This window comes from Psychrobacter sp. JB193 (assembly GCF_002285555.1).
In the GTDB taxonomy this organism is placed as follows: Bacteria; Pseudomonadota; Gammaproteobacteria; order Pseudomonadales; family Moraxellaceae; genus Psychrobacter; species Psychrobacter alimentarius.
This window is the reverse complement of the sequence record NZ_NRGY01000001.1, coordinates 451,277-472,540: the sequence shown is the minus strand read 5'-3', so window position 1 is coordinate 472,540 and position 21,264 is coordinate 451,277. Positions and strand designations below refer to the sequence as shown.

Annotated in this window: 14 protein-coding genes; 7 read left to right on the top strand and 7 right to left on the bottom strand. The window is 43.3% G+C overall.

From position 1 onward, the window contains the following. Positions 1-12: 12 nt before the first annotated feature. From CIK80_RS01875 to sthA, 3 genes are all read left to right on the top strand, one after another. The gene (locus tag CIK80_RS01875) at positions 13-909 is read left to right on the top strand and encodes a pyruvate, water dikinase regulatory protein (RefSeq protein WP_062844276.1); all 897 of its coding nucleotides are present in this window, start codon (positions 13-15) and stop codon (positions 907-909) included. A gap of 84 nt (positions 910-993) precedes the next feature. After that, complete coding sequence (locus CIK80_RS01870) at positions 994-1,398, top strand: hypothetical protein (RefSeq protein ID WP_062844277.1); 405 nt, start codon at positions 994-996, stop codon at positions 1,396-1,398. Positions 1,399-1,510: 112 nt separating this feature from the next. Further along, positions 1,511-3,160: a Si-specific NAD(P)(+) transhydrogenase gene (gene sthA / locus CIK80_RS01865; protein ID WP_095569498.1), complete on the top strand. Its 1,650-nt coding sequence runs from the start codon at positions 1,511-1,513 to the stop codon at positions 3,158-3,160. A 142-nt stretch (positions 3,161-3,302) separates the two neighbouring features. Here sthA and CIK80_RS01860 read toward each other — a convergent pair whose 3' ends face one another. From CIK80_RS01860 to CIK80_RS01840, 5 genes are all read right to left on the bottom strand, one after another. Next, positions 3,303-4,502 (bottom strand): ABC transporter permease, encoded by a 1,200-nt coding sequence (locus CIK80_RS01860; RefSeq protein ID WP_095568638.1) that lies wholly within the window; start codon positions 4,500-4,502, stop codon positions 3,303-3,305. Next, a complete protein-coding gene (locus CIK80_RS01855; RefSeq protein ID WP_095568637.1) occupies positions 4,502-5,728 on the bottom strand; it encodes an ABC transporter permease in 1,227 nt (408 codons plus the stop codon). Before CIK80_RS01855 ends, CIK80_RS01860 begins: the two co-directional genes overlap by 1 nt. 3 nt (positions 5,729-5,731) lie before the next feature. Further along, positions 5,732-6,931: an efflux RND transporter periplasmic adaptor subunit gene (locus CIK80_RS01850; protein ID WP_095568636.1), complete on the bottom strand. Its 1,200-nt coding sequence runs from the start codon at positions 6,929-6,931 to the stop codon at positions 5,732-5,734. Between the two features lie 48 nt (positions 6,932-6,979). Beyond that, on the bottom strand, positions 6,980-7,843 hold the full coding sequence (locus CIK80_RS01845; protein ID WP_095568635.1) for a YihY/virulence factor BrkB family protein: 864 nt from the start codon (positions 7,841-7,843) through the stop codon (positions 6,980-6,982). A 107-nt stretch (positions 7,844-7,950) separates the two neighbouring features. Further along, positions 7,951-9,603, bottom strand: a complete 1,653-nt coding sequence (locus CIK80_RS01840; protein ID WP_095568634.1) for a TolC family protein — start codon at positions 9,601-9,603, stop codon at positions 7,951-7,953. A gap of 548 nt (positions 9,604-10,151) precedes the next feature. Between CIK80_RS01840 and glpK the strand changes: the two genes are divergently transcribed. The 4 genes from glpK to CIK80_RS01820 all read left to right on the top strand — a co-directional run bounded on the left by glpK (position 10,152) and on the right by CIK80_RS01820 (position 14,912). Further along, positions 10,152-11,732 (top strand): glycerol kinase GlpK, encoded by a 1,581-nt coding sequence (glpK, locus tag CIK80_RS01835; RefSeq protein ID WP_095568633.1) that lies wholly within the window; start codon positions 10,152-10,154, stop codon positions 11,730-11,732. Positions 11,733-12,173: 441 nt separating this feature from the next. Beyond that, positions 12,174-12,689 carry a hypothetical protein gene (locus CIK80_RS01830; protein WP_179288341.1) on the top strand — a complete coding sequence of 172 codons (516 nt, stop codon included), beginning with the start codon at positions 12,174-12,176 and terminating at the stop codon, positions 12,687-12,689. Between the two features lie 251 nt (positions 12,690-12,940). Continuing rightward, positions 12,941-13,966, top strand: coding sequence for an endonuclease/exonuclease/phosphatase family protein (locus CIK80_RS01825; protein WP_062844285.1), 1,026 nt, complete (start codon positions 12,941-12,943; stop codon positions 13,964-13,966). A gap of 253 nt (positions 13,967-14,219) precedes the next feature. Further along, positions 14,220-14,912 carry a TetR/AcrR family transcriptional regulator gene (locus CIK80_RS01820; protein WP_062844286.1) on the top strand — a complete coding sequence of 231 codons (693 nt, stop codon included), beginning with the start codon at positions 14,220-14,222 and terminating at the stop codon, positions 14,910-14,912. A 63-nt stretch (positions 14,913-14,975) separates the two neighbouring features. On the opposite strand, the gene CIK80_RS01815 is transcribed toward CIK80_RS01820, so the two are convergent. Continuing rightward, the gene (locus CIK80_RS01815) at positions 14,976-15,764 is read right to left on the bottom strand and encodes a hypothetical protein (protein WP_095568631.1); all 789 of its coding nucleotides are present in this window, start codon (positions 15,762-15,764) and stop codon (positions 14,976-14,978) included. 145 nt (positions 15,765-15,909) lie between these two features. After that, entirely contained in the window at positions 15,910-21,249 is a 5,340-nt protein-coding gene (locus CIK80_RS01810) for an SdrD B-like domain-containing protein (RefSeq protein WP_095568630.1), read from the bottom strand. Positions 21,250-21,264: the final 15 nt, after the last annotated feature.

Here is a 21,264-nt window from a genome sequence, read left to right as displayed (position 1 = left end):
GGTGCCAACGTTATGTACTCAAGCAATCCCGCTGAACAAGTGAAACCCACTATTCAAAATCGAAATGCGCTAAATTTAGACAGCTCACAAGCCGTTAGAACGGCATTTTTTATCTCAGATGGTACAGCGATTACTGCTGAGACGCTGGGACGTGCTATTTTGAGTCAATTTGCCTCGGTACCTTTTGAGACGCGAGTATTGCCTTACGTAGATAGCTTAGAGCGCGCTGATGATGCGGTTGAACAAATCAATATGGCCTATCAACGAGATGGTTTGTTACCATTAGTGTTTGATACGATTGTAAATCCTGAGATACGTGAAAAAATCAACGCCGCCGAAAGCTGTAATCTGGACATGTATGAAGGGCTAATTGGACGCGTTGCTGAAGAAACAGGGGTAGAGCCAGATGGACATTCAGGTCATGCCCATGACGATGTGGACTCTGAGACTTATAAAGAACGCATTGATGCGGTTCACTTTGCCTTAGACAATGACGATGGCGCACGTACTCGTCATTATAATGCCGCTGATATTATTCTGATTGGGGTATCACGTTCAGGCAAAACACCAACTTCACTATACCTAGCTTTACAGTTTGGTATTCGCGCTGCTAACTATCCTTTGACTGAGGATGACCTGTATGACAATCAATTACCAAAAGCCTTACGTGATCACAAAGACAAGCTATTCGGCCTACTAATCGATACTGACCGTTTAGTAAAAATCCGCCAAGAACGTCGTGCGGGTAGTCGTTATTCTAGCTATCAACAATGCCAGCAAGAACAACGTGCGATACAAGGCATCTATATTACTCATGGTATCCCAAGCTTAGATGTGTCTGAGATGTCTGTGGAAGAGATTGCCACCCGTATTTTGCAGATGACTGGTCTTAAACGCCGCATTGGCTGATGCCATAGGTATTATAAAAATAAGCGCTAAAAAATTATTAGTATACGCCATTCACTATAATGTCATTATCATACAGAGAATATTATGATCTCATCCTATAAATCGAGTAAAACGCCTTTATTATTGACCAGTTTACTGAGTGTGGCGACCTTGCTAAGTGCCTGTCAAACATCACCATTCTCACGTGAGCCAGTTCCTGAGCCGCGTTATATCCCAACCATCGTCTTGGGCGAAGCACAAACGCTAACCATTATGCCAAACCGAGTTGCCTGCGCCTCAGCCTTACCTATGCAATGCTTACTCGCCAAATCAAATAAAGATGGCAGCGTGTTTCAAATTCCTTATGACTGGGTTGATGACTTCAAACCAACCCTTGGCACAGAGTATGTGATCAGTGCCCGCCCACAGATTGATCAAGCCAAACAAAGCCCGACGGGGTATTGGACATTGCAAAATATAGTGTCACAACGTATGGTGACCATGCCTTAGCACTTGAGCTTGATGCAGTATTTGAGCTTGGTACGATGAACTTGACTCAACCAAGTATTGATTTACTCATGGTCTAACCACCAAATAAATAAGTAAATATGAAGAGGACATGATGGTAAGTAAAAAAGCAAACGACGCGACCAATGAAGTCGGCGAAGATACTCAGACTGAAGTCTCAAACAAAGAAAGCAACCTTACTCCTGATTCTGAACATACAGAAGGTAAAGATAAAAAACAAAAGATTGAGCAAACCCACGAGCAGGTGACGGATGATATCATGCACCATCCGCATCTTGTGAACCCACTCGATGACACGCGTATTGATATCAAATCTGGTTATGCCAAAGATTTGAATCGCATAAAAGGCGATGATCATGAGTATGAATACGATGTGGTCATTTTAGGAGCTGGGCCAGCTGGTGAAGCGGCTGCTATGAAGCTGACAAAATCAGGCAAAAAAGTGGTGGTTGTAGACCCGCGTGACCAAGTGGGTGGCAACTCTACTCATGTGGGCACCATTCCAAGTAAAGCCTTACGTCAATCGGTATTCAACTTAATTAACTTTCGCCGTGACCCTATGTTTACTAAGGCGATGGAGTACAAGCAGGTACCTTTAAATAGCGTACTGGCTAATGCTCGTCAAGTCATACGTCGTCAGGTAAATACGCACACACGGTTTTATGAGCGTAACCGCATTGAGGTGATTCAAGGTTGGGCAAGTTTTGTTGACACCCATACGTTGCGCATCGAAATTGATGACAATATGTTTGAGACCATTACCTTTAATAAAGCCATCGTGACTGTTGGTAGCCGTCCATATCGTCCAGACATTCTAGATTTTAATCATCCACGGGTTTTTGACTCTGATAAAATTTTACAAATGGATTATATCGTCAAAAAAATCATTATCTATGGCGCAGGTGTTATTGGCTGTGAGTACGCCTCTATCTTTACCGGTCTTGGCTATAAAGTTGATTTGATTAATAACCAAGATCAATTACTCAGCTATTTGGATAGCGAAATTAGCGATGCTATCGCACATGATTTTAGGCAGTTCGGCGTGCTTATTCGTAGTAATGAAGAAATTGACCATTTAGAAACGCACGATGACTGTGTCATTTTACACTTAAAAAGTGGTAAAAAAATCAAATCTGATGCCATTCTATGGTCAAACGGACGTTCGGGTAATACAGAGGGTCTGAATTTGGAAGCTATTGGTCTCAAAGCCAACAGTCGCGGCCAATTAAAAGTTGACGATACCTATTGTACCGAAGTCAAAAACATCTATGCAGCTGGTGATGTCATCGGTTGGCCATCGCTGGCTTCTGCGGCTTATGACCAAGGCCGCTGTGCGGCAGCCTTTATGGTTGGTGATAGTGATGCTGAACCAGTATCTAGTGTCCCAACAGGGATTTATACGATTCCTGAAGTCTCATGTATTGGTAAAACAGAACAAGAGCTGACGGATGAAAAAGTGCCTTATGAAGTAGGACAGGCCTTCTTTAAGCACTTAGCACGCGCACAAATCATCGGGGAGCGTAGTGGGGTACTCAAGATATTGTTCCACCGTGAGACGTTAGAGATTCTTGGTATTCATTGCTATGGCAACCATGCTTCAGAGATTATCCATATCGGTCAAGCTGTTATGAAGTGTAAGAGCAATAACACGCTTGAGTACTTTGTAAATACTACCTTTAACTATCCAACGATGGCAGAAGCCTATCGCGTTGCAGCATTGAATGGTTTGAATCGAATCTTTTAATGTGTCGTTATTGATCGTAAGGTCTTGCAAATAGTACAAATAAAAAAGCGTCTACCGAACAAGTAGGCGCTTTTTTTCATCTTTGTATTAATAAAAGCATTAATTAAAAGGCAGCTTCACTGTTTATAAAGGGTAGGATAGGTTATAGCAGAGCTTTACGCTGCTGTACGCAGTCGTACCAACGTATCAGCATCAGCAACATAAAATAAAGTACCCACAGTCCTGCCAATGCATAGAATCCCAGTGCAACTTGAGAGAGACTGGCGCCCATTTGGTTCAGCTGGACAGAAGTATTGATGGCAGGCGTAGTCGGTATGAGCCAGCGGATGATTTGTAAAAACTCTGGAAGTTGATAGGCAGGCCAAGGGTAGCCGCTGACAAAGAACATCGGTAGTGAGCTAAAAATCAAAAGCTGCATACTGCGCTCACGTTGACGGAACCACAGTCCAAGCACACAGCCAAGCGTCGCCACTGTAGGACAAAATAGTAGTAAAAATAGCAGGCTACCGATCATATTCTGTCCGCGCGCATAATGATGTAGCTCAAAGGCCCAACCATAATAAAAGCAGCCAGTCATAAAACCAAAAGTGCTTAGAGCTGCAATACGACCAAGCCAGCCCCTTACACTGGCTCTATGACGTCGCTGTTCATACCACGTACCAACCAGCATAGCGGTTGACATCAAAAGCGTCTGTTGCAAAATAAGAATAGACACTGCTGGCACAACGTAAGCGCCATAACCTTCAGTTTGATTGTATAAAGGGATGATTTTTAATGGTACCGCTTGGGTATTAGCGGCAGCAGTTGCGAGATAAGCGCCTTGAGCCACATTTTTTTTGATTTCAATGCCAGCAGACACCGTGCTAACGGCTTTTAAAAATCCAGTTTGTACGTTTTTATTCAATAAAAAGTAACCACCATTACCCAGAACACTGACACTGGCTTCTTTTCCGGACATTACCTGCTGCTCAAGTCCACTGGGAATCACCATATAGCCAGCAATGTCATCTGACCATATAGCCGCTTTGGCTTCTTGTTCACTAAGAAAACGCTGTGTATCTAGTTGCGGGCTGGCGCTTGCATAACGAACGATGGTTCGCGATAAGTTGCTGTTGTCGTTATCAACGATACCCACAGGCACATGATTAACCACCTCTGTTGAATAAGGCCAAGGATAAAAGAATCCATAAATAATTGGCGCAATCATGAGTAATAAAAGCACCCCCTTATCAGAAAATACGTCTTTAAGCGTCTGTAAAAAACTGCCTAAAAAATGTTGTGAGGAGTATTCGCTGGAATCATCTGCCGTGGTAGATGAGTGGTTTTTCGATGTTAATGACATTAGCGTGCTCCCCAACGCTCAGGATGCGCAAGCGCACGTTTGGTCAGTAGCGCAGTTAAAACCATAGCAATTCCTGTTGCAAGGGTCAGGCCATAAACAATCGGTAGCGACACGGCTACAGGCGCCTGCATCTGTAATTGCGCAATGTTCAACTTTAAATAATGAGTGAGTGGCAATGCATCTGACCAATGTTTGGCACTGTCACTAATGGCAATATAAGGAAAAGTCACCCCAGCAAAAGCGTATGAAGGTGCTGAGATAAAGGCAGTAGAAGACAATCCCATACGCAATGAGAATGCACCCAAGGTAAAGATAGCGCCCAGCCAAAAAGACAGCATCATCAGCAGTATCAGACCGATGTAGGTGGTAACAATTGAGCCAATGGCGACCGATGTTTGAGGTGTGGCGAGCCATAATACCAGCATTGCCCAAACACTATACGCCACTGTAGGCCAGAAATATTTGCCCAACAACCCAAATAATATGACCAAAATGCTGGCTGGTTCAACGATTTTATGGCCTGATTCATTCTTATCAATAAAACGATACCAATGACCAAGGTTTTTATCGCGTAACTCACGGCCTATCGTCGTTGCACCAATGACCATCGCCAAAATATGTAATAAAGCAGGGATAACGGTTGATGCCAAAAACTGTTGGTAATTGGTGGCGGCGTTAAACAAGCTGATACGCTGTATTTTAATAGGCGAGTAGGCAATGGCTGCTTGTGCTGATGACATGCCTTTTTTGACCAAACGCTGTATCTCAACCCCTGCTGATAACGTACCAGCAACCGCCTGAACACTGGTCTGAATAATGCCTGAATGCGTGCCATACTGCGCATTGACACGCAATATTAGCGGAGCCGACTTACCAGACAAAATATTGCGAGAAAAGTTCTCAGGAATAACCACGGTGGCATACACATCGCGCTGTAAGATTGCCGCCTGTGCCTCAGTATCTGAGTAATAAAGCTGTCTTACGGTCAAAGTAGGACTGGCTTCCAAATAACGTACAGCAGTATTGGCAACAGGGCCATTGTCTTGATCCATCACGCCAATGGGCAAGTCGGTAATCTGAGTCTGTGAAAATATCCACCAGATCATGAGTACGGTTATTAGCGGTAGCCAAACCGCCATACTAAGATCCCATGGGTTTTTGGTTAAAAACCGCCGTTCATAGGCAGCGCTGCGTATAAAAGCCCCACTCAGCTTAGTTAAACTCATGACTTACTCTTGGGTCTGACGAACAGTAGTAGGATCAATACGTACAACAACGCTCATACCTGAGCGTATACGGGTGTCAGGCGTGTTCGGACGTGCTTTCACTTCAAACGTACGCACATCAAAGCCATCATCATTATTGGTTGGGCGCCAAGTGGCAAAGTCAGATAACGTCGAAGTGGCATAAACCGTAAACTGCTTGGTATAAGGCTTATTGGTTGATGATAGTGCTGGAATCGTACCGTTAAATTGCTGACCAATCGCAAACTGATTCAGATGTGCTTCGGTGACGTTGAGTACTACCCACTGATCGTTGGTATTAACGAGCGTTAAGATCGGCACACCTTGCCCAATAACTTCACCTGCATTGACAATAATATTATCGACGATACCAGAAATGGGACTTTTTAGATTCGCCTCTTCTTTTGCGACTAAAGCTTCGTCTAGTTGAGCATCGACTTGGGCGACTTGCGCGCTGGCAGCAGACTTGTCTTCACTGCGTGTGCCTTCCATCGCCAAATCGTATTGTAAGCGCGACGCTTCGGTCTGGTCTTGAGTGGCCAAATATTGTGCATAGGCTTCGTCGCGTTTTTGCCGCGCCATGAGCCCTTCTTCATACAGGCGATTGACACGCTGATACGTATTTTCTGCCAGATCAGAAGCAGCTTTATTGGCCTGCCATGCTGCTTTTGCTTGAGCGATTTCTTGTGGACGCGCACCGTTTTCTGCTTTATCTAACTGACTTTGTGCCATCTGTTTGCCAGCGCGTGCTTGGTTGATTTTGGCATTAATCTCAGGTGAGTCCATTTCAATCAGCTGCTGACCCACCGTCACAGTATCGCCCTCTGTCACTAATATTTGAGCAATACGTCCAGATACTTTTGCTGCAATGGAGGTTTGCTGCATTTGCATCTGACCTTGTAAGGTGACAATTTCAGGCTTGCTGTGCTGATTGCTCTTATACAAACCGTAAGCAATGACGCCCACTACTATCAAAAACACTAAAGCGAGAATGCCTTTTTTTATCAAGGCAGCTCTTTTGGATTTGGTGTTAATACGATTATAGGCGGGTGTGGGCTGATCGGCTTTAGCTTCAAGCACATCTTCTGTCGAATCCATTGAAGCCTGCTCATTTTGAGAGGTCACTGACTCGGTCGAATCAGTGGGTTTGCGTGAGTTGTCTGATTCGTGTGGTAATTCAGTCATGACAGAAGGGTTCCTAAAGCGACAAGGTTGAGAGTAAAGGTTTTATAATTAATACACACGAATGGCATAAGGTTTGCCGTTTTCTATGACTTGAGAGTTAAAAATAGCACCAAAGGCGATGATAAATGCTGAGTAATAAAGCCATAGCATAATGACCACAGCCGCTGATAGGGCACCAAACTCAGCGCTATAGTTATTAAAGTTTTGCACATAAATCGAAAACAGCAGAGACAATACAATCCAAAGCACAGTCGCCAAAGCCGCTCCTGGCATCAACTGTTTTAGCACGATAGCGTCACGATTTGGGGCTAGGCGATATAGGCCTAAAAAGCTTAAGAAAATAATACCAGCCAATATCGGCCATCTGCTCCAAAGCGCAATGGTTTTAGCTACTTGAGGGAAGGGAAAATAGTCTGCCCCCAAAGGAATGATAGCGATAGAGGAGATGGCTATAATCAAGACTACTACTGCCCCGAAAGTTAAACCAACCGCTCGAATCGTACCCTGAATGAAACTGCGTTCTTGGGTGATATGAAAGGCAAGATTGATCAAAATAATCAAAGATTTTATGCCTTTTGAGCCTGCATAAAGGGCGAGAAAACTCGATAATAAGAGACTAAAAGTTAGTGTGGACGTGGTGTTAGAGACCAACTCACTCAAGCGCATATTAAGAACGTCATAGACAGTATCTGGTATAAAGGTACGTAACAGTGAGATTTGTTCTTGCATCTCAGCGGGCGAAAACGCAAGACCATAAATCAGTACAAATACTGCCATGACTGGAAAAATAGACAAAAAGCCAAAATACCCGACACTCGCACAATGTGCCCAAATATTGGAGTTATTCGCAATACGCCATGTTTCTAATAAAGGATGCAATCCACTGGTCAAGTTAGAAGTTATTTTTTTCATAAGACAGTTATTCACAATAAGATTAATAATAGTAGGGTGATGAGTGGTTGTATGATAGTCAGTATAAGCGCTTATCTACGTACCCTACGATTTTTAATATAAAATCATCATTCAGTATACAAAGTCGGCAATTGAATGTCGGCGGCATTGAGATAAGTATTGAAAGCCAGCGGCGTGCCGCAGCTTTGCATCAGCGCCGCCAATGATTGTACATAACTGTTTGCTGCTTGTGCTTGTTCCGTACGCGCTTTAAGTGACTGCGTCTGTGCTTGCACGACGTCGATAGGTGTATTCACGCCTTCTTGGAGTCCCAATTGTCGTAGACGCAAGACCTCAGCGGCCAAATCAACATTACTTTGTAGTGCCTGATAACGTGATTGGGCATTGTTGACATCGTGCCAGTTCTTTTCGACCAATAACAACAGATTGTCACTGACTTCAATCTCGGACAAATCTGCTTGACGTATTTTGGCATTGCTGGATGCCAATGAAGCGGTTTTATCGAGTCCACCCCACAGTTTCCAGCTTGCAGAAACCCCAGCGACCCAGCTGGGATCTTTTTCAACTTGCCCATAACCATATAGTAAAACAGTGGGTTTATAACCTGTATCTGATAACGCATGTAATTGCTGCGCCTGTGCGCGTTTGGCAGCCACTTTTTGTAGACCTGGGTGATTATTAAGCGCCAAATCCTGAAAATAGGTAACGTCTGGCAAAGGTCGGCTGGAGACAAATAGTGGTGTTGAGGGTTTGATACGATAGTCAGTACGCAACAGACGCTGTAAAGCCATCATGGCAAGCCTTGCGTCATTGTTGGCACTAGCGGATTCACTTTGTGCATCCGCTAGTGCTGACTGTGCTTCTAAGCGATCAACGCGTGAGATAAACCCTTCTTCAAAAAGTCGCTGCGCCATATGGTCGGTCTTCTGCAATGTGTCATAAGCATCGTCACGTAAGTAGGCAGCAATAATGGCCAGCTGTGCCTTAAAATAACGCTCAATTAACGTGTTATACAGCTCGTTTTTATCTAACAAACTGTCTGCTTGCGCTTCTTGGGTTCGAGCATCAGATGCCCCTGTTAACGCCTCAGTACGTCCAGCAGTATAAATTGGCCATACAACGCCAAGGCCTGCTCCTGTTGTTGAACCTGAGCGCTTTAATTCGTATGAATCAGGGATACGTTCACCGATTAACTCTCCAAAATTTGGCAAGTCAGGTAGCGTAGGAAGAGAAGGGGTAACACCGTCATTCACCTCATTGATAAGGCCACTTTTTAGCGTGGATAAATCAAGATCTGTATCCAAGTTATAAGCACTAGCTGATACTCGCGCAAACACCAAAGGATTGTCTATGGTTTTAAGCGCGTCCGTTTGATACTCACTAGCGGCAATCGCTGCTTGATTGGCGGCAATTTTTGGTGAAACTTGCAACAGAATATTTTGAGCTTGTTCAAGGCTCAATAAGCTAGACACTTCTAATGGGTAGCTGTTATCAACGCTTTTATGAGTAATAGGATCGATAAGGGTGGTCAAGCCAGTCGGTGGTTCTACTGGATACGGCTTACTATTCGTAACGGTGGCTTTTTCATTTTGGACATTGCTTGGATCATCAGCATCAACAATTTGGGTCACAGTGATTGGCATGACGTCATCTTGTTGCGCAAGATCAGTGTCTTGAGCTTGCGCGATGGCTGGAGTAGCCAAACCCATCAGCATAGTCGTTATCACAGCAGTAGACAGCATCGATAAGGCAAATTTCATAAGTCATGTAAGCCATTAATTAGAAAGCAAGATATTTTAAAATTGTGTAAAGCATGAATATTATCAAAAGCAAGGAGTGCTAAAGATCATCAATGAAAACCAGTATCAGAAACTAGAATTTTGTTACTCATGATAAAACGTACACTGTAGTGGCACAATGGTGACGGGTCAATGCTCAGTATTTGTCTATTTTGCGTTGAATGCACAATGGTTTTATGTTAGCTGTTTGAGTTCAAAAAAGGCAACCACATCGCTTATTTAACCACAATAAAAGGTTTATCAAACAGTTAAAGGATAAGTTGCAGAGGCGTTCATATTATTGTGTGTCGATTAAAGAGCTATTAAGCGTCGCCGGTGCTGATGTATGTTATATTCCAAAAATCTGAATTATTTGTCTGACTACCACATATAACCGCTAAGAGCCTTCATGCTTGACTAACCTTATTTTAATGACTGATCATGTGAAAGACTATAAATATGTGCAAGTAACAGATAAATGACTATAAAATATCAATGATAAATGACTGAGATAAGATAGGGTGTGAGTGATGTCAGGATATATTTTGGCTTTAGATCAAGGGACAACCTCAAGTCGGGCAATATTGTACGACGATCATGCGAGTCCAATCAAAATGGTACAGCAGCCAACGATCCTCAAAACGCCGCAGGCAGGATTTGTTGAACAAGATGCACAACAAATCTGGCAGACGCAAATTAGTTGCGCGCATGATGTTATCAATCAAGCAGGACTGCTTGCCACTGATGTCACCAGTATTGCGATTACCAATCAGCGCGAGTCTATCGTGGTTTGGGACAAAAAAACTGGTAAACCATTAGCGCCGGCAATTATTTGGCAAGACAGACGTACAGCAAGCTATTGCAAAAAGCTGACTACTAACACCTCTCATGATAGCCAAAGCGATATATCAAGCGATGTGCAACGTATAACAGGCCTGCGCTTGGATCCGTATTTTAGCGCCAGTAAGATTGCTTGGCTGTTAGAGCACAATCCTAAATGGCGGGCGCGCATTGACAACGACGAAATAGCTGTCGGTACGATAGACAGTTGGCTCATATATAAGCTAACAGGCGGTGAGCATGTCATTGATGTCACCAACGCTTCTCGCACTCTACTATATGACATCAATAAAATGGAGTGGTCAGAGGAGTTGTGTGCACGTTTTGCCATACCTATGAATTTGTTGCCCAAAGTATTGCCATCTGATGGTGACTTCGGTAAAACTAAAAAAGGCCTCTTTGCCAAACAAATCCCTATACACGCAGTGTTGGGTGACCAGCATGCCGCACTTTTTGGACAAGGCTGCCTCGATGCTGGCATGGCAAAAAACACGTATGGTACAGGGTGTTTTTTGTTAATGAACATTGGGACAAAGCCTAAGCTTAGTGAACATAAGCTATTGACTACCATTGCTTGGCAAAAAAAATCGGCATCGTTTCGCTCTGACAGTCTATCACTTGAGCAAATTGTAAAGTCAGGCCGACGCATGTTGCAACCGCCCAAAAAAGAAGTCACTTATGCGCTCGAAGGCAGTGTGTTTATGGCAGGGGCAATCGTCCAATGGCTGCGTGATAATCTGGGTATGATTCAAAAAAGTGATGAGATTGAGCAGTTGGCAAGGCAGGTCGATAGTAGTGAAGATGTAGTGTTATTACCAGCTTTCACGGGACTTGGTGCACCCTACTGGCGTTCAGATGTCAGTGCTAGCATTACTGGAATGAGTCGCGGTACGACCAAGGCGCATATCGCACGTGCAGCATTAGAAGCAGTCGCTTATCAAACTTACGACGTGCTGATAGCAATGCAAAAAGACAGTCCTCATCCACTTACTGAATTAAGAGTAGATGGTGGAGCCGCGAATAATGACTTGTTAATGCAGTTTCAAGCAGATTTGCTTAATGTACCAGTATTACGTCCAAAAGACACAGAGGTCACGGCTAAAGGTGTAGCGTTACTTGCTGGTCTGAAAACTGGCTTGTACGATGAAGCCACGATACAAGCTTCCTGGCAAGTCGATCGAATTTTTGAACCTCAGATGTCGAACGATATGCGTGAGCAACATCTAAGAAAATGGCAGCAAGCCATTGATAGAGCGTTGATTGTCTTATAAAAAATACTTTATCAATGGACGACTGTATATATGAAAATTAGATAACTAGATATTACGTAAAGTGCTCTGCCACTCTACAAAATAGTTATAAAGATACAGGCTGTAACGCAAGACAATCGCAAGTAGGACATATTTTACATAATCCGTCTATCTGTCTTCCCCTATAAGTTTCTATACTTTAGAAGAGTTAAGTAAGATCACTAATTTATCATTTAAAGATAAGTTAGTAACCAATAAATACTAATATATAAAAACGAATTTAAGGAAGATATTATGAATAACGATGGCCGCATTACAGACCCTAATAACCGTGTAGTTGCTGATGATGATTACTTAGAAGTCGGTGATAGAGAACGAATTATTGATGACAATCAGCGCAGAGTAGCTGGTGCTGATCCTATGTTAGACGGTAATAGAGGTGTCTTACATGACAATGACAATATGATAGACAATCATGACGCTATCGATCGTAGCGAAGTAAAACACATGTCTAAAGAGACAAAAAAAGACCTAAATGCTGATATCATCACAGGTGAACCAGGTTCTCATCCAGTGGGTACAGGTATTGGTGGCGTAGGCGGAGCAGCAGCAGGTGCAGCTATTGGTACGATGGCAGGTCCATTAGGTACTCTAATTGGTGGTGCTATTGGTGCTATCGTTGGTGGCGGTGCAGGACATGCAGCAGCAGAAGCCATTGACCCAACGCATGAAGAAGCCTACTGGCGCGCTGAGCATGCAAATGCAGATTATTATAAAGAAGGTTATGATTTTGACCGTGATTTACACCCAGCATACGCAGTAGGTTATGCTAACCGCGCCCGTTATCCTGCCGATGCTCGTTTTGAAGATCACGAAGCAGATTTGGAACGCTCATGGCATGAAGTAAAGGGTGAGTCTCGTATGGAATGGAATGAAGCCCGTAGAGCATCAGCTGATGCTTGGAACCGTATTTCCTAATATCGTTACAGATTTGAAAAAGGATAGTATTTTTAGGCGCTTATCTGCTTTGCGTAATTGAACAACCTATTATATTACTCTCATATAACAAGAGTTAGTTTGATTGTAGAGTTGATTCTTTTACCAAACAAAACCAGTGAGATTTGTGCTAATTTAAAGCTTCCAAAGTAATCTTTGGAGGCTTTTTTGCTGCAAATAAATTAAACTCTACAATATAAGTTTTCAATAAATATAATAAGAGATCATTTAGGATGAGTAATATGGAAGATAGTGGTCAGAAACAGTTTTATATTGCGACAGCCAATTTACTCAATTTTTCCAATCCTGATCGTATTTATTATGAAAATGCGCCCGCCTATAGTCAGCGCCAATATCAGCATAAATTGCGCGGTATTACTGATCTACTAGCAAAGGCGCATGCCGATATTATTGCAGTACAAGAGGTATGGGACAGTCAGGCACTTGAAGAGCTGGCTGTATCTCTAGGGTTTGAGCCTAAGCATGTTGTAGCACCACTGGCGAGTAATGATAGTGCCAGTGCATATACTCAAGGTAGAGGGGCACAAAATACGCCTGCTGTTGGTATTATCAGCCGTTTCGAGCAATTAGAATGCAGTTTGCTAGAAGACATTTTGCCAAAAGCTGTGATTGATATACCTGACATTGGACTATATAAACGTTTTAATCGTCCGCCACTAATGTTACGTGTCAATGCATATGGTCAGCCAATAACGATTGTGACGACCCATTTAAAAAGTAAACGTGCTTTTTTCTTGCGTGATGAAAATGGTCATTTATTAGAAGATATGGATGATCCAAATATTCGAGTCCGTGCCAAACTTCGTAGTTTATGTATGCGTGCTGCAGAGGCAGCCTCTATTCGTATGTCTATTATAGAGCGCTTACACCATACTCGCGAGCCGCTAATCTTGTTAGGGGACATGAACGATGTCACTGGTAGCGTTACCACGCAGTTAATGGCTGAGACTGGCGAAGTTAACTATGATAAGAGTATGCGTGATGTTGCCTTATTTGATGCAGCTCGTATTCAGTCACGCTATGATTGGATGAGAGATGTGGCCTATACTCATATATATCAGGGTATGCCCGAAGTAATCGATCAATTGTTTGTATCAGAAGAGTTTTTGCCTGATAGCAAGTTTTCACTTGGTCAAGTGGAGCGAGTAGACTATTTTAATGACCATTTGAAGTGGGATTATGCAGATAGAGTCATTGATCATGGTATTATAAGGGCGAAAATCAAACTTAATGATTAGTTTTAATTGAACGATTAATTTTATTACAATTCATGGTCAGCTTGACTAAATTGTTGATCTGTACATTATTTTAACCCATTCATCTCCCTTGCTTGATAGTGTACAAGCGTTTATGATGCCTTTCCAATGAGTCTTATAGCGCTGATACTAGCATTATATTATTGACTGATAGGAAATATTTCTTCAATTAGGAGGAATATCTTCCAATGAAGACTACTTTTATAAATTAGGGTGTAATTTTAAGAGACTTACAATGAGCGAAAACAAAGACGAAAAAATTGAAGATGTGTTGGTAGATTCGGAACTGGCAAAAAAACTTGTTCCAAATAAATTTAAGTTTACCAGCCAGCAAGGCCGTGCCCGTCGTCAAAAACTTTTGGCGGGTGCCAAGAAGTTAAGTGAAACACAAGCGATTAACGATATTACGTTGGCGGCTGTGTGTGAAGAGGCAGGCATTCCAAGAGCTTCTGCCTATCATTTCTTCCCTAATATCGAAGCAATCTTTTTAGCATTGCGTTTTTTGAATGCGATCGAGATATTAGAAATCGTAGAAACGGTTGATGTGGGTAATTACGACAGATGGCAGGGGTATTTAACGGCTCTGATTGACCAATGTGTGATGATCTTCCATAACGACAAGACCAAAGCCAAGCTTATTTATGATACCAATACACCTGATTTTGAAGGTGACAGTTTTGGTGAAGACATGGATCATCAAATCGTCGATTTGGTTTATAAGCGTTTGTCAGAGCGTTATGAGATGCCAAACTTTGAAGACGTGCAAGATACCCTGTTAATTGCCTATAGCATTGTGAATGCGATATTCACGTTGTCTTATCGTCGTCATCAGAGTATTACGGATGAATACATCCAAGAAGCGAATACAGCGTTCATTGCTTATTTACGTTGTTACTTGCCAGAAAAGTTACCGCGTAAAAATCGCTAAGACAGCTGGTTAAATACTATTGAGTAGCGATAAAAAAGCCGACATTAAATGTCGGCTTTTTTGTTATTGTTTTGAGGGTGTCAATATTTGTCCACGGCAGATGTCATCGCTGGCATCTAAAGGTGCATACTGCTTATAGTAATCGACGATTCGTTTTTCCAAAGCGACGTTAGTCTGAGAATCATGGACATTGATATAAGCTTCGCGTGCTTGCTCAAGCCAGCGATCTGCCATACGAAAATGTATACCGGACTCGCGCCAACCTCGCTCGCACTGATTGGTTGCAGCCCAGATCAATGCCACTTCACTGAATGCCATCTCACGTGGTGCTGACTCTATACCATCACTGTCTTTGAGCGCGCTTAGCGTTGCCCACAGATCAGGGCGCATTAGGGCAGAGGTCATCGGGATGTCCTGCTGTAACTGGATATTTTGCGCGGTGTCATTTTTCAGCGCTTGCAATATAGACTCTGCCATGCCTACCGCAACGAGGCCAGCAGGTGAGCGGCTATTCATACTGTCTTGATGAATCGCATAATTAAGCCATGCTTGTGCTTTGTATGCCAGATATTGCTGACGCGCTGCTTTGTCTTTTTGCTGATAGGGCTGTAGCTGCTTTATCATACAGTTAAGCACACGTTGCTGCTCACTTTGGTATTTATAAGAAGGGACTTGAGTCTCGATATCAGTGCGACAGTCACTAGTGCTTTTTGTATTAGCGGTTTGAACCTTATCAGTAGCGATGCTATCTGCCGCTGACGCAGGTGAGGCCACGCTCACAAGTAATAGTGCTGAGAGCGTAGCCTGTATTGGTCGGGTATAAGCAATGGTGTTAATGGCAGCTTTAAACATGATGCAAACCTTATATGAAGGTAATAAGTATTGGTATTTACCATTTTTAGCGCTGATTTTGTTGTCTCTGGTCTAGCAAATCAAAATACCACTACCGTCAGGGTGACATTGTTATCAGATAGGATTTAAGACAACATCAGCAACACTATAAGCTAGTGTCGCCGATTTGAGTAGAGTCACTATTTAGACGCTTATTTTTACGTGGGTCTTCACGCTTGAACAGGTTTTCATCAAACTTGAAGCGCAGTCTAAAGTAAGCACCTTCTTGAGTGCTGTCATCATAAGCAATGTCTTCGTCCTCGAAACCCATGAAATTGTAGCCAAGAGACAACCAAAGATTGGTCATCGGGCTATAGCCCACTTCAGCGCCAAGCATATAAGCCAAGTCATTTGCTTGATTGTTCCAGTATGTACCCGCTTGCAAACCAACATCCCAGCGCTCACTGATGTCATAAAGTCCACGACCATAAAGAGCATGAGCTGTGTTATCACTAGTAATGTTGTCTGCTTCATATTCTGTATACTTACCTGCATAGCGACCAGACAAGGTTAGGGCACGCGTTGGATGATAGTTACCATTCCATGACCAAACGGTCGTGTCTTTTTGATAAGTGTCGTCACCTGTATTATTATCATCCAAGCGATACTCAAGCTTTGCAAGCATGTCTAGCTGATTGCTATCGTAATCACGATAAGCCGCGCCTAATTGGAAGCGATTGATTGTGCGATCGCCATCATTATAGTCAATGCGTGAATAGGTATCTTTGGCAAGTAAGGTAATCTCATCAGTATAACGATAAGCAATGCCGGCGCTACCCAGTAACGTGTCACTCGTTTCACCCCAACGTTTTTCGACACGACCTGAAGCTTTGTAGTTTTCTTTGGCAAGGTATTCAACGCCAAAACCTGCCGCTGTTGCTGTGTTGTTTTCTTCACCTTCGAGTGATTCAACACGCTCAAGTAACGTGTTTACCGTCAAACCTTCTTGTACATACCATTTGTTTTTTAGACCGAGAGCGGCTTCAGCTTCACGTGCGCTAATGGCGTCACGCATACGATATTCGCTATAGACTTTACCATCTTTCATGTAATTGGCATCAAAACCAACCACGGTGCGTTGACGCTCATCGGTATCATCAAGACCATAAGTGCCAGATAGGCTATTGATCAAGTCATGACGTGCGTACAATCGACCCAAGCCTCCGATAGGCGTTTCGCCGCCGATAGAGGTGGCGTTGCGTGAGCTGTGGTCGATATCCTGCTCGTATTCTGCAAATACTAAGCTATTATTAAGTTTAGGCAGGCGAGAGGTAACACGAGCACGAACGGTCGTGCCTTCGATGTCTTTATCAGCATTACTCACGCTACTTAATGCAGATTGGTTGATGATGTCATCGTTAAACAGTGTGTCATCAGTGATATCTACAACATCTGTGGCGGCTTGCGTATTACGCGAGGCAGCAGTGGCGTCTTGCTTATAGTAGCGGACACCGATTTCGCCAACGACATTTTCGCTCAGGCGTTGCTCGATACTGGCTTGTACGCCTTCACGACTCGCTTTGGTAGTATGGTCTTCGGTATATATACCTTCTAACTTCAGGGCAGTTTTTTTATTGTTTAGCTTATGGATAACTTCTACACCAGACTCCGTACGTCCAGCGGTAAGCGGTGACGCACCAGTGACAAACCCTTCGTCAGCATCATTATAATAAGCCTTGGCACGCGTATTTTTCTTATTGTCAAAGTCAAGCTCGACACGTAATGCATCACCTTTCACATTGTTGTCGTCTAACTCTGTCGTATTGATCTGATTGCTTGCCTGAAAATTTGGGTTCTCGGCTTTATTCATCGCGTATTCAGCAACCAGCTTTAATTTGTCATTGAATTTGATAACGCTATTGATACTAGCAAGCTCTTCTTTGTTCAATGGGTCATCGCTATTGATATAGCTACCACCGATAGAGATTTTGTTAGTAAGCTGTTGTTTAGCAGCGATACCGCCAACTAAATAGTCCTCACCACCTTCATCCACTTCTACAGTGACACGAATATAAATAGGATTGCCTTCAATATCTTGGCTGGCAATTGGTGATTTTAAAAATAAGCTACGGCTAATCGGGTCAATTTCATAATCAGCAAAGCGAGTCAGAGTTTCACGATTAATGATGAGTCCGGGGTTATTGGCGTCACGGGTGATTACTTCAACCGTTTCAGAATTTTCTAGTACCGCATCAAAATCTTCAGCAAGTGGATATGGCCCAGAAATACCCAAACCGCGAGTCTCGTTCACACGCTGGCTAGTGCTGGTCTCTGCCAAAAATGCAGTTACGCGAGTATTATTGTCTTCAAACTGCGCTTTTAGACCAGTCAACGTACGGTTGTACTGTCCAAGTTTGATACCTTCATCATTATCAATTTGGGTTTTTAGATCGCCATACATAGCAAATGAGCGGCCTTTGTCCAGACGCACATAGAGCTTACTAGTAGACTGAGCATCGAAGCCTTTAGCAGATGAATCGCCATAGACTGGATAATACTCGCCAGGGTCGATATCGCGGAACAGGCGCTCGCCTTTTTTGTCACTGTCGTAAGCTAGGGTCAACAAATAGTCGCCGCGTACTTTGCCTTTGAGGAACATGGCTGCACGACCTGATGCGGTATAGTCGTCGTTTCCAGCAAAATCATTCAGCTCTTGCTCAAATGCACCTTGAGCATCAGTGATACTACTACCATCAAAGTCTTTGAGTGAAATAGCACCTTCGACGATACCAACGGCAATCAGTGGACGCAGTTTGGCTGTGAACTGTACTGGAATGGTCTGTTTGCTGCTACCAGTATCGATTACCAGCTCACCTTTACCTGGTACGCTCGGCGCGGTGACTGGTATCAACAGCTCGCCACCTGATACGATGACTTGAGTGCCCGCTTGATCTTTGCTGCTATCACTAAGATTGATACGGCCAATGTTGGTATCGATAGTGACTGGCGTTGAAGCAATATAAGGACGACCATCACGATCTTTTAGGCTGATAACGACTTGATATTCGCTTATACCATCAGCGGTAACCATTTGCTCTTGAGTGCGATAATCAATCGTTTGTAGTTTTTCTGGTGTCCATACCTTGATGGTTTGCTCAGAAATAACCTTACCATTCACATCGGTCGCCACGCCGCGTAAGGTATTGCCACCGCGTTGTAAGTCAACCGCATAATAATCAAATGCTACGACACTTTGTTTTTTCTGTTCAGCAGTTTTACCAATTTGTTGTTCTGATACCGCTTTGCCATTGGCGTATAAGGTAAATAATGAGCCAAGCGGTGCTTGGACTTGTACCATTTGCTTATAAGTACTGAGCTGTTGGCCTTCGTTGAGATTGATAAAACCAACCTCATTGTTTGCCACTTCTTTTAGATATTCTTCTAGCTCTTTTTCTACTGGTAGCGCTATAGTAGTAACCGCCATATCTACACGACTGGCTACTGGATGAAGCATGTCATTGACGATAGCGGAGTCGCAGTTACTGCCTAAGTCTAGTTCGCCATTGATGTTACAGCCGCTGGCTTGAATATTATCTTTGTAGCTGCGATTGTAGTCAGGGTCTAACGTCAGTTCTGTTTTTACGGCTTGCTCAAGGGCGTCATTTTTAGTGCCCACTGATTTGCTACGAGCTACCAGCTCTGCGTTTAAGCGATCAGTACTATCATCCATACCGCCTACGATACCGAAGTCAGCACGATGCAATTCACCATATTTTAAATCAACAAATCGGCTACCCGCATCACCAGCATTACGATTGCTTTGAGTGACCATTTCAGTTGCGTTAGGAAGCGTTGTACGATCAACTTTTAAAACATGAGTCTTGGCACTCACACCATAAAAATTATATTTACCTTCAGGATCGGTCACGACAAAATTGCCATTTTCCATGTAAATACGTACGCCTGCGACACCCAGCTCGCCATCTTCTTTTTGTTGAATACCATCACGATTGATATCATGGTAGACCTTGCCGACAATGATACCATCGGTGTTTATTGTGCCGCGCTCTACCTCAATTTTCCATTGTGCTTCTCTTGACGCCACGCTTTGACCTTGGCCGTTATTCGCTACCGCCGTTGCACGATTGATACCATCACCGCCCAATGAGGCTGCACCGACTAACACACGGTAAGTGATTTTTTTACTTTCACCGCTTGGCATGTTACCCAAGCTTAGCACCTGATACTTGCCGTCAGTCTTAAATTCGGTCGTTTGTGCTTTATTGATCTCAGCGCTTTGGCCAACGCGCACGCTACCATTAACGTAATCAAAACCACGCGGCAACGCATCTTTAAGCTGCACGTCAAAAGCGGTAGAGGTGCTGCTATTGGTGACATTGATGGTGTAACTGACGTAATCACCAAGCTCGGCACTTTTGACATCACTCTCTTTGGTCACAATAAGACTTGGAGTATCATCGATAATATTGATTTGCGTATCTAAGTCGTCAATACGTACCGTAAAGTCGCTATCATTTGGTAGCTCATTTACACCCGTACCGACAGAAGGAGCAATACAAGCGTCTAAGCTGGCAGTTAAGGTATCGTTTACTAATGTCTGAATAATTTTGTCATCAATAGCATTGGCATTGTTTTGCGTTGGTGCCGACAGATGGTATTTACCTGTGTTATTGCCTGTCTCAATCGCTTTTAATGAGTATTTGTCACCTGTTAGTGAAGAGATAATTGTCACCCATACTTGATCTGGTTTTTCAGGCTGAACATTACACTGGGCGTAGCTGGCATCGATATAGACGTTTTCATTGAGCTGAGAGGTGGTTTTGTTTTCATCGAACTTAGGAGTAGTAAAAGCTATATCAGGCTCAACAATGATTAACTCATCAGTAGCATGAGCTTTTGATACAGACGGATCTTCTAAGACCACCGCGCCAATTTTGATATCAGCCGTATCGCCGCTTTTACCATTTGCATCTGACAAAGCTTGCACAATAAGCTGGAGGCTTTCGTTATGCCCAAGCTTGATCTGGGCGCTTAAGTTATCAAAAAGTATTTCACTATCAGCACTGTCAACAATGCCGTTTTTATTAAGGTCTTGATAAACCTTTAAGTTCGATAGCGTTGGCGATACGTCTAATGTCAGCTTGACCGTCTCATCGCTGTAGCTGGTATTGGTGAGAACATTGACCCAGTTTACCAAGGCATTTGGCATGACAGTAAGTAATGGCTGCTGAGTCAAGCTGATACCGTATTCCGGTAGGTTTGAGACTTTAACTTGTACTTTGTTTGAGGCACTAGTAATAGCTATGTCATTTTGTTTGCTGACATTGTAGGTGGCTTGAGCAGTATTGTTGATTATCTGCACAAGTGATTCAGGCGCAGCGAATGCCATATTTGATTGCATAAGCAACATTGCCAATGACAGCGCCGAGATCTTCGCTGTACACAATGCGGTACGATTAGACGGTGTCATGATAGATAGAGTCATATGTCGCTTATCCAA

What these genes read in the sequence shown, in the direction of transcription:
- CIK80_RS01875 (WP_062844276.1), top strand. Translation starts at nt 13, where the DNA reads ATGTACTCAAGCAATCCCGCTGAACAAGTGAAACCCACTATTCAAAAT.
- CIK80_RS01870 (WP_062844277.1), top strand. Translation starts at nt 994, where the DNA reads ATGATCTCATCCTATAAATCGAGTAAAACGCCTTTATTATTGACCAGT.
- sthA (WP_095569498.1), top strand. Translation starts at nt 1,511, where the DNA reads ATGGTAAGTAAAAAAGCAAACGACGCGACCAATGAAGTCGGCGAAGAT.
- CIK80_RS01860 (WP_095568638.1), bottom strand. Translation starts at nt 4,502, where the DNA reads ATGTCATTAACATCGAAAAACCACTCATCTACCACGGCAGATGATTCC.
- CIK80_RS01855 (WP_095568637.1), bottom strand. Translation starts at nt 5,728, where the DNA reads ATGAGTTTAACTAAGCTGAGTGGGGCTTTTATACGCAGCGCTGCCTAT.
- CIK80_RS01850 (WP_095568636.1), bottom strand. Translation starts at nt 6,931, where the DNA reads ATGACTGAATTACCACACGAATCAGACAACTCACGCAAACCCACTGAT.
- CIK80_RS01845 (WP_095568635.1), bottom strand. Translation starts at nt 7,843, where the DNA reads ATGAAAAAAATAACTTCTAACTTGACCAGTGGATTGCATCCTTTATTA.
- CIK80_RS01840 (WP_095568634.1), bottom strand. Translation starts at nt 9,603, where the DNA reads ATGAAATTTGCCTTATCGATGCTGTCTACTGCTGTGATAACGACTATG.
- glpK (WP_095568633.1), top strand. Translation starts at nt 10,152, where the DNA reads ATGTCAGGATATATTTTGGCTTTAGATCAAGGGACAACCTCAAGTCGG.
- CIK80_RS01830 (WP_179288341.1), top strand. Translation starts at nt 12,174, where the DNA reads ATGATAGACAATCATGACGCTATCGATCGTAGCGAAGTAAAACACATG.
- CIK80_RS01825 (WP_062844285.1), top strand. Translation starts at nt 12,941, where the DNA reads ATGAGTAATATGGAAGATAGTGGTCAGAAACAGTTTTATATTGCGACA.
- CIK80_RS01820 (WP_062844286.1), top strand. Translation starts at nt 14,220, where the DNA reads ATGAGCGAAAACAAAGACGAAAAAATTGAAGATGTGTTGGTAGATTCG.
- CIK80_RS01815 (WP_095568631.1), bottom strand. Translation starts at nt 15,764, where the DNA reads ATGTTTAAAGCTGCCATTAACACCATTGCTTATACCCGACCAATACAG.
- CIK80_RS01810 (WP_095568630.1), bottom strand. Translation starts at nt 21,249, where the DNA reads ATGACTCTATCTATCATGACACCGTCTAATCGTACCGCATTGTGTACA.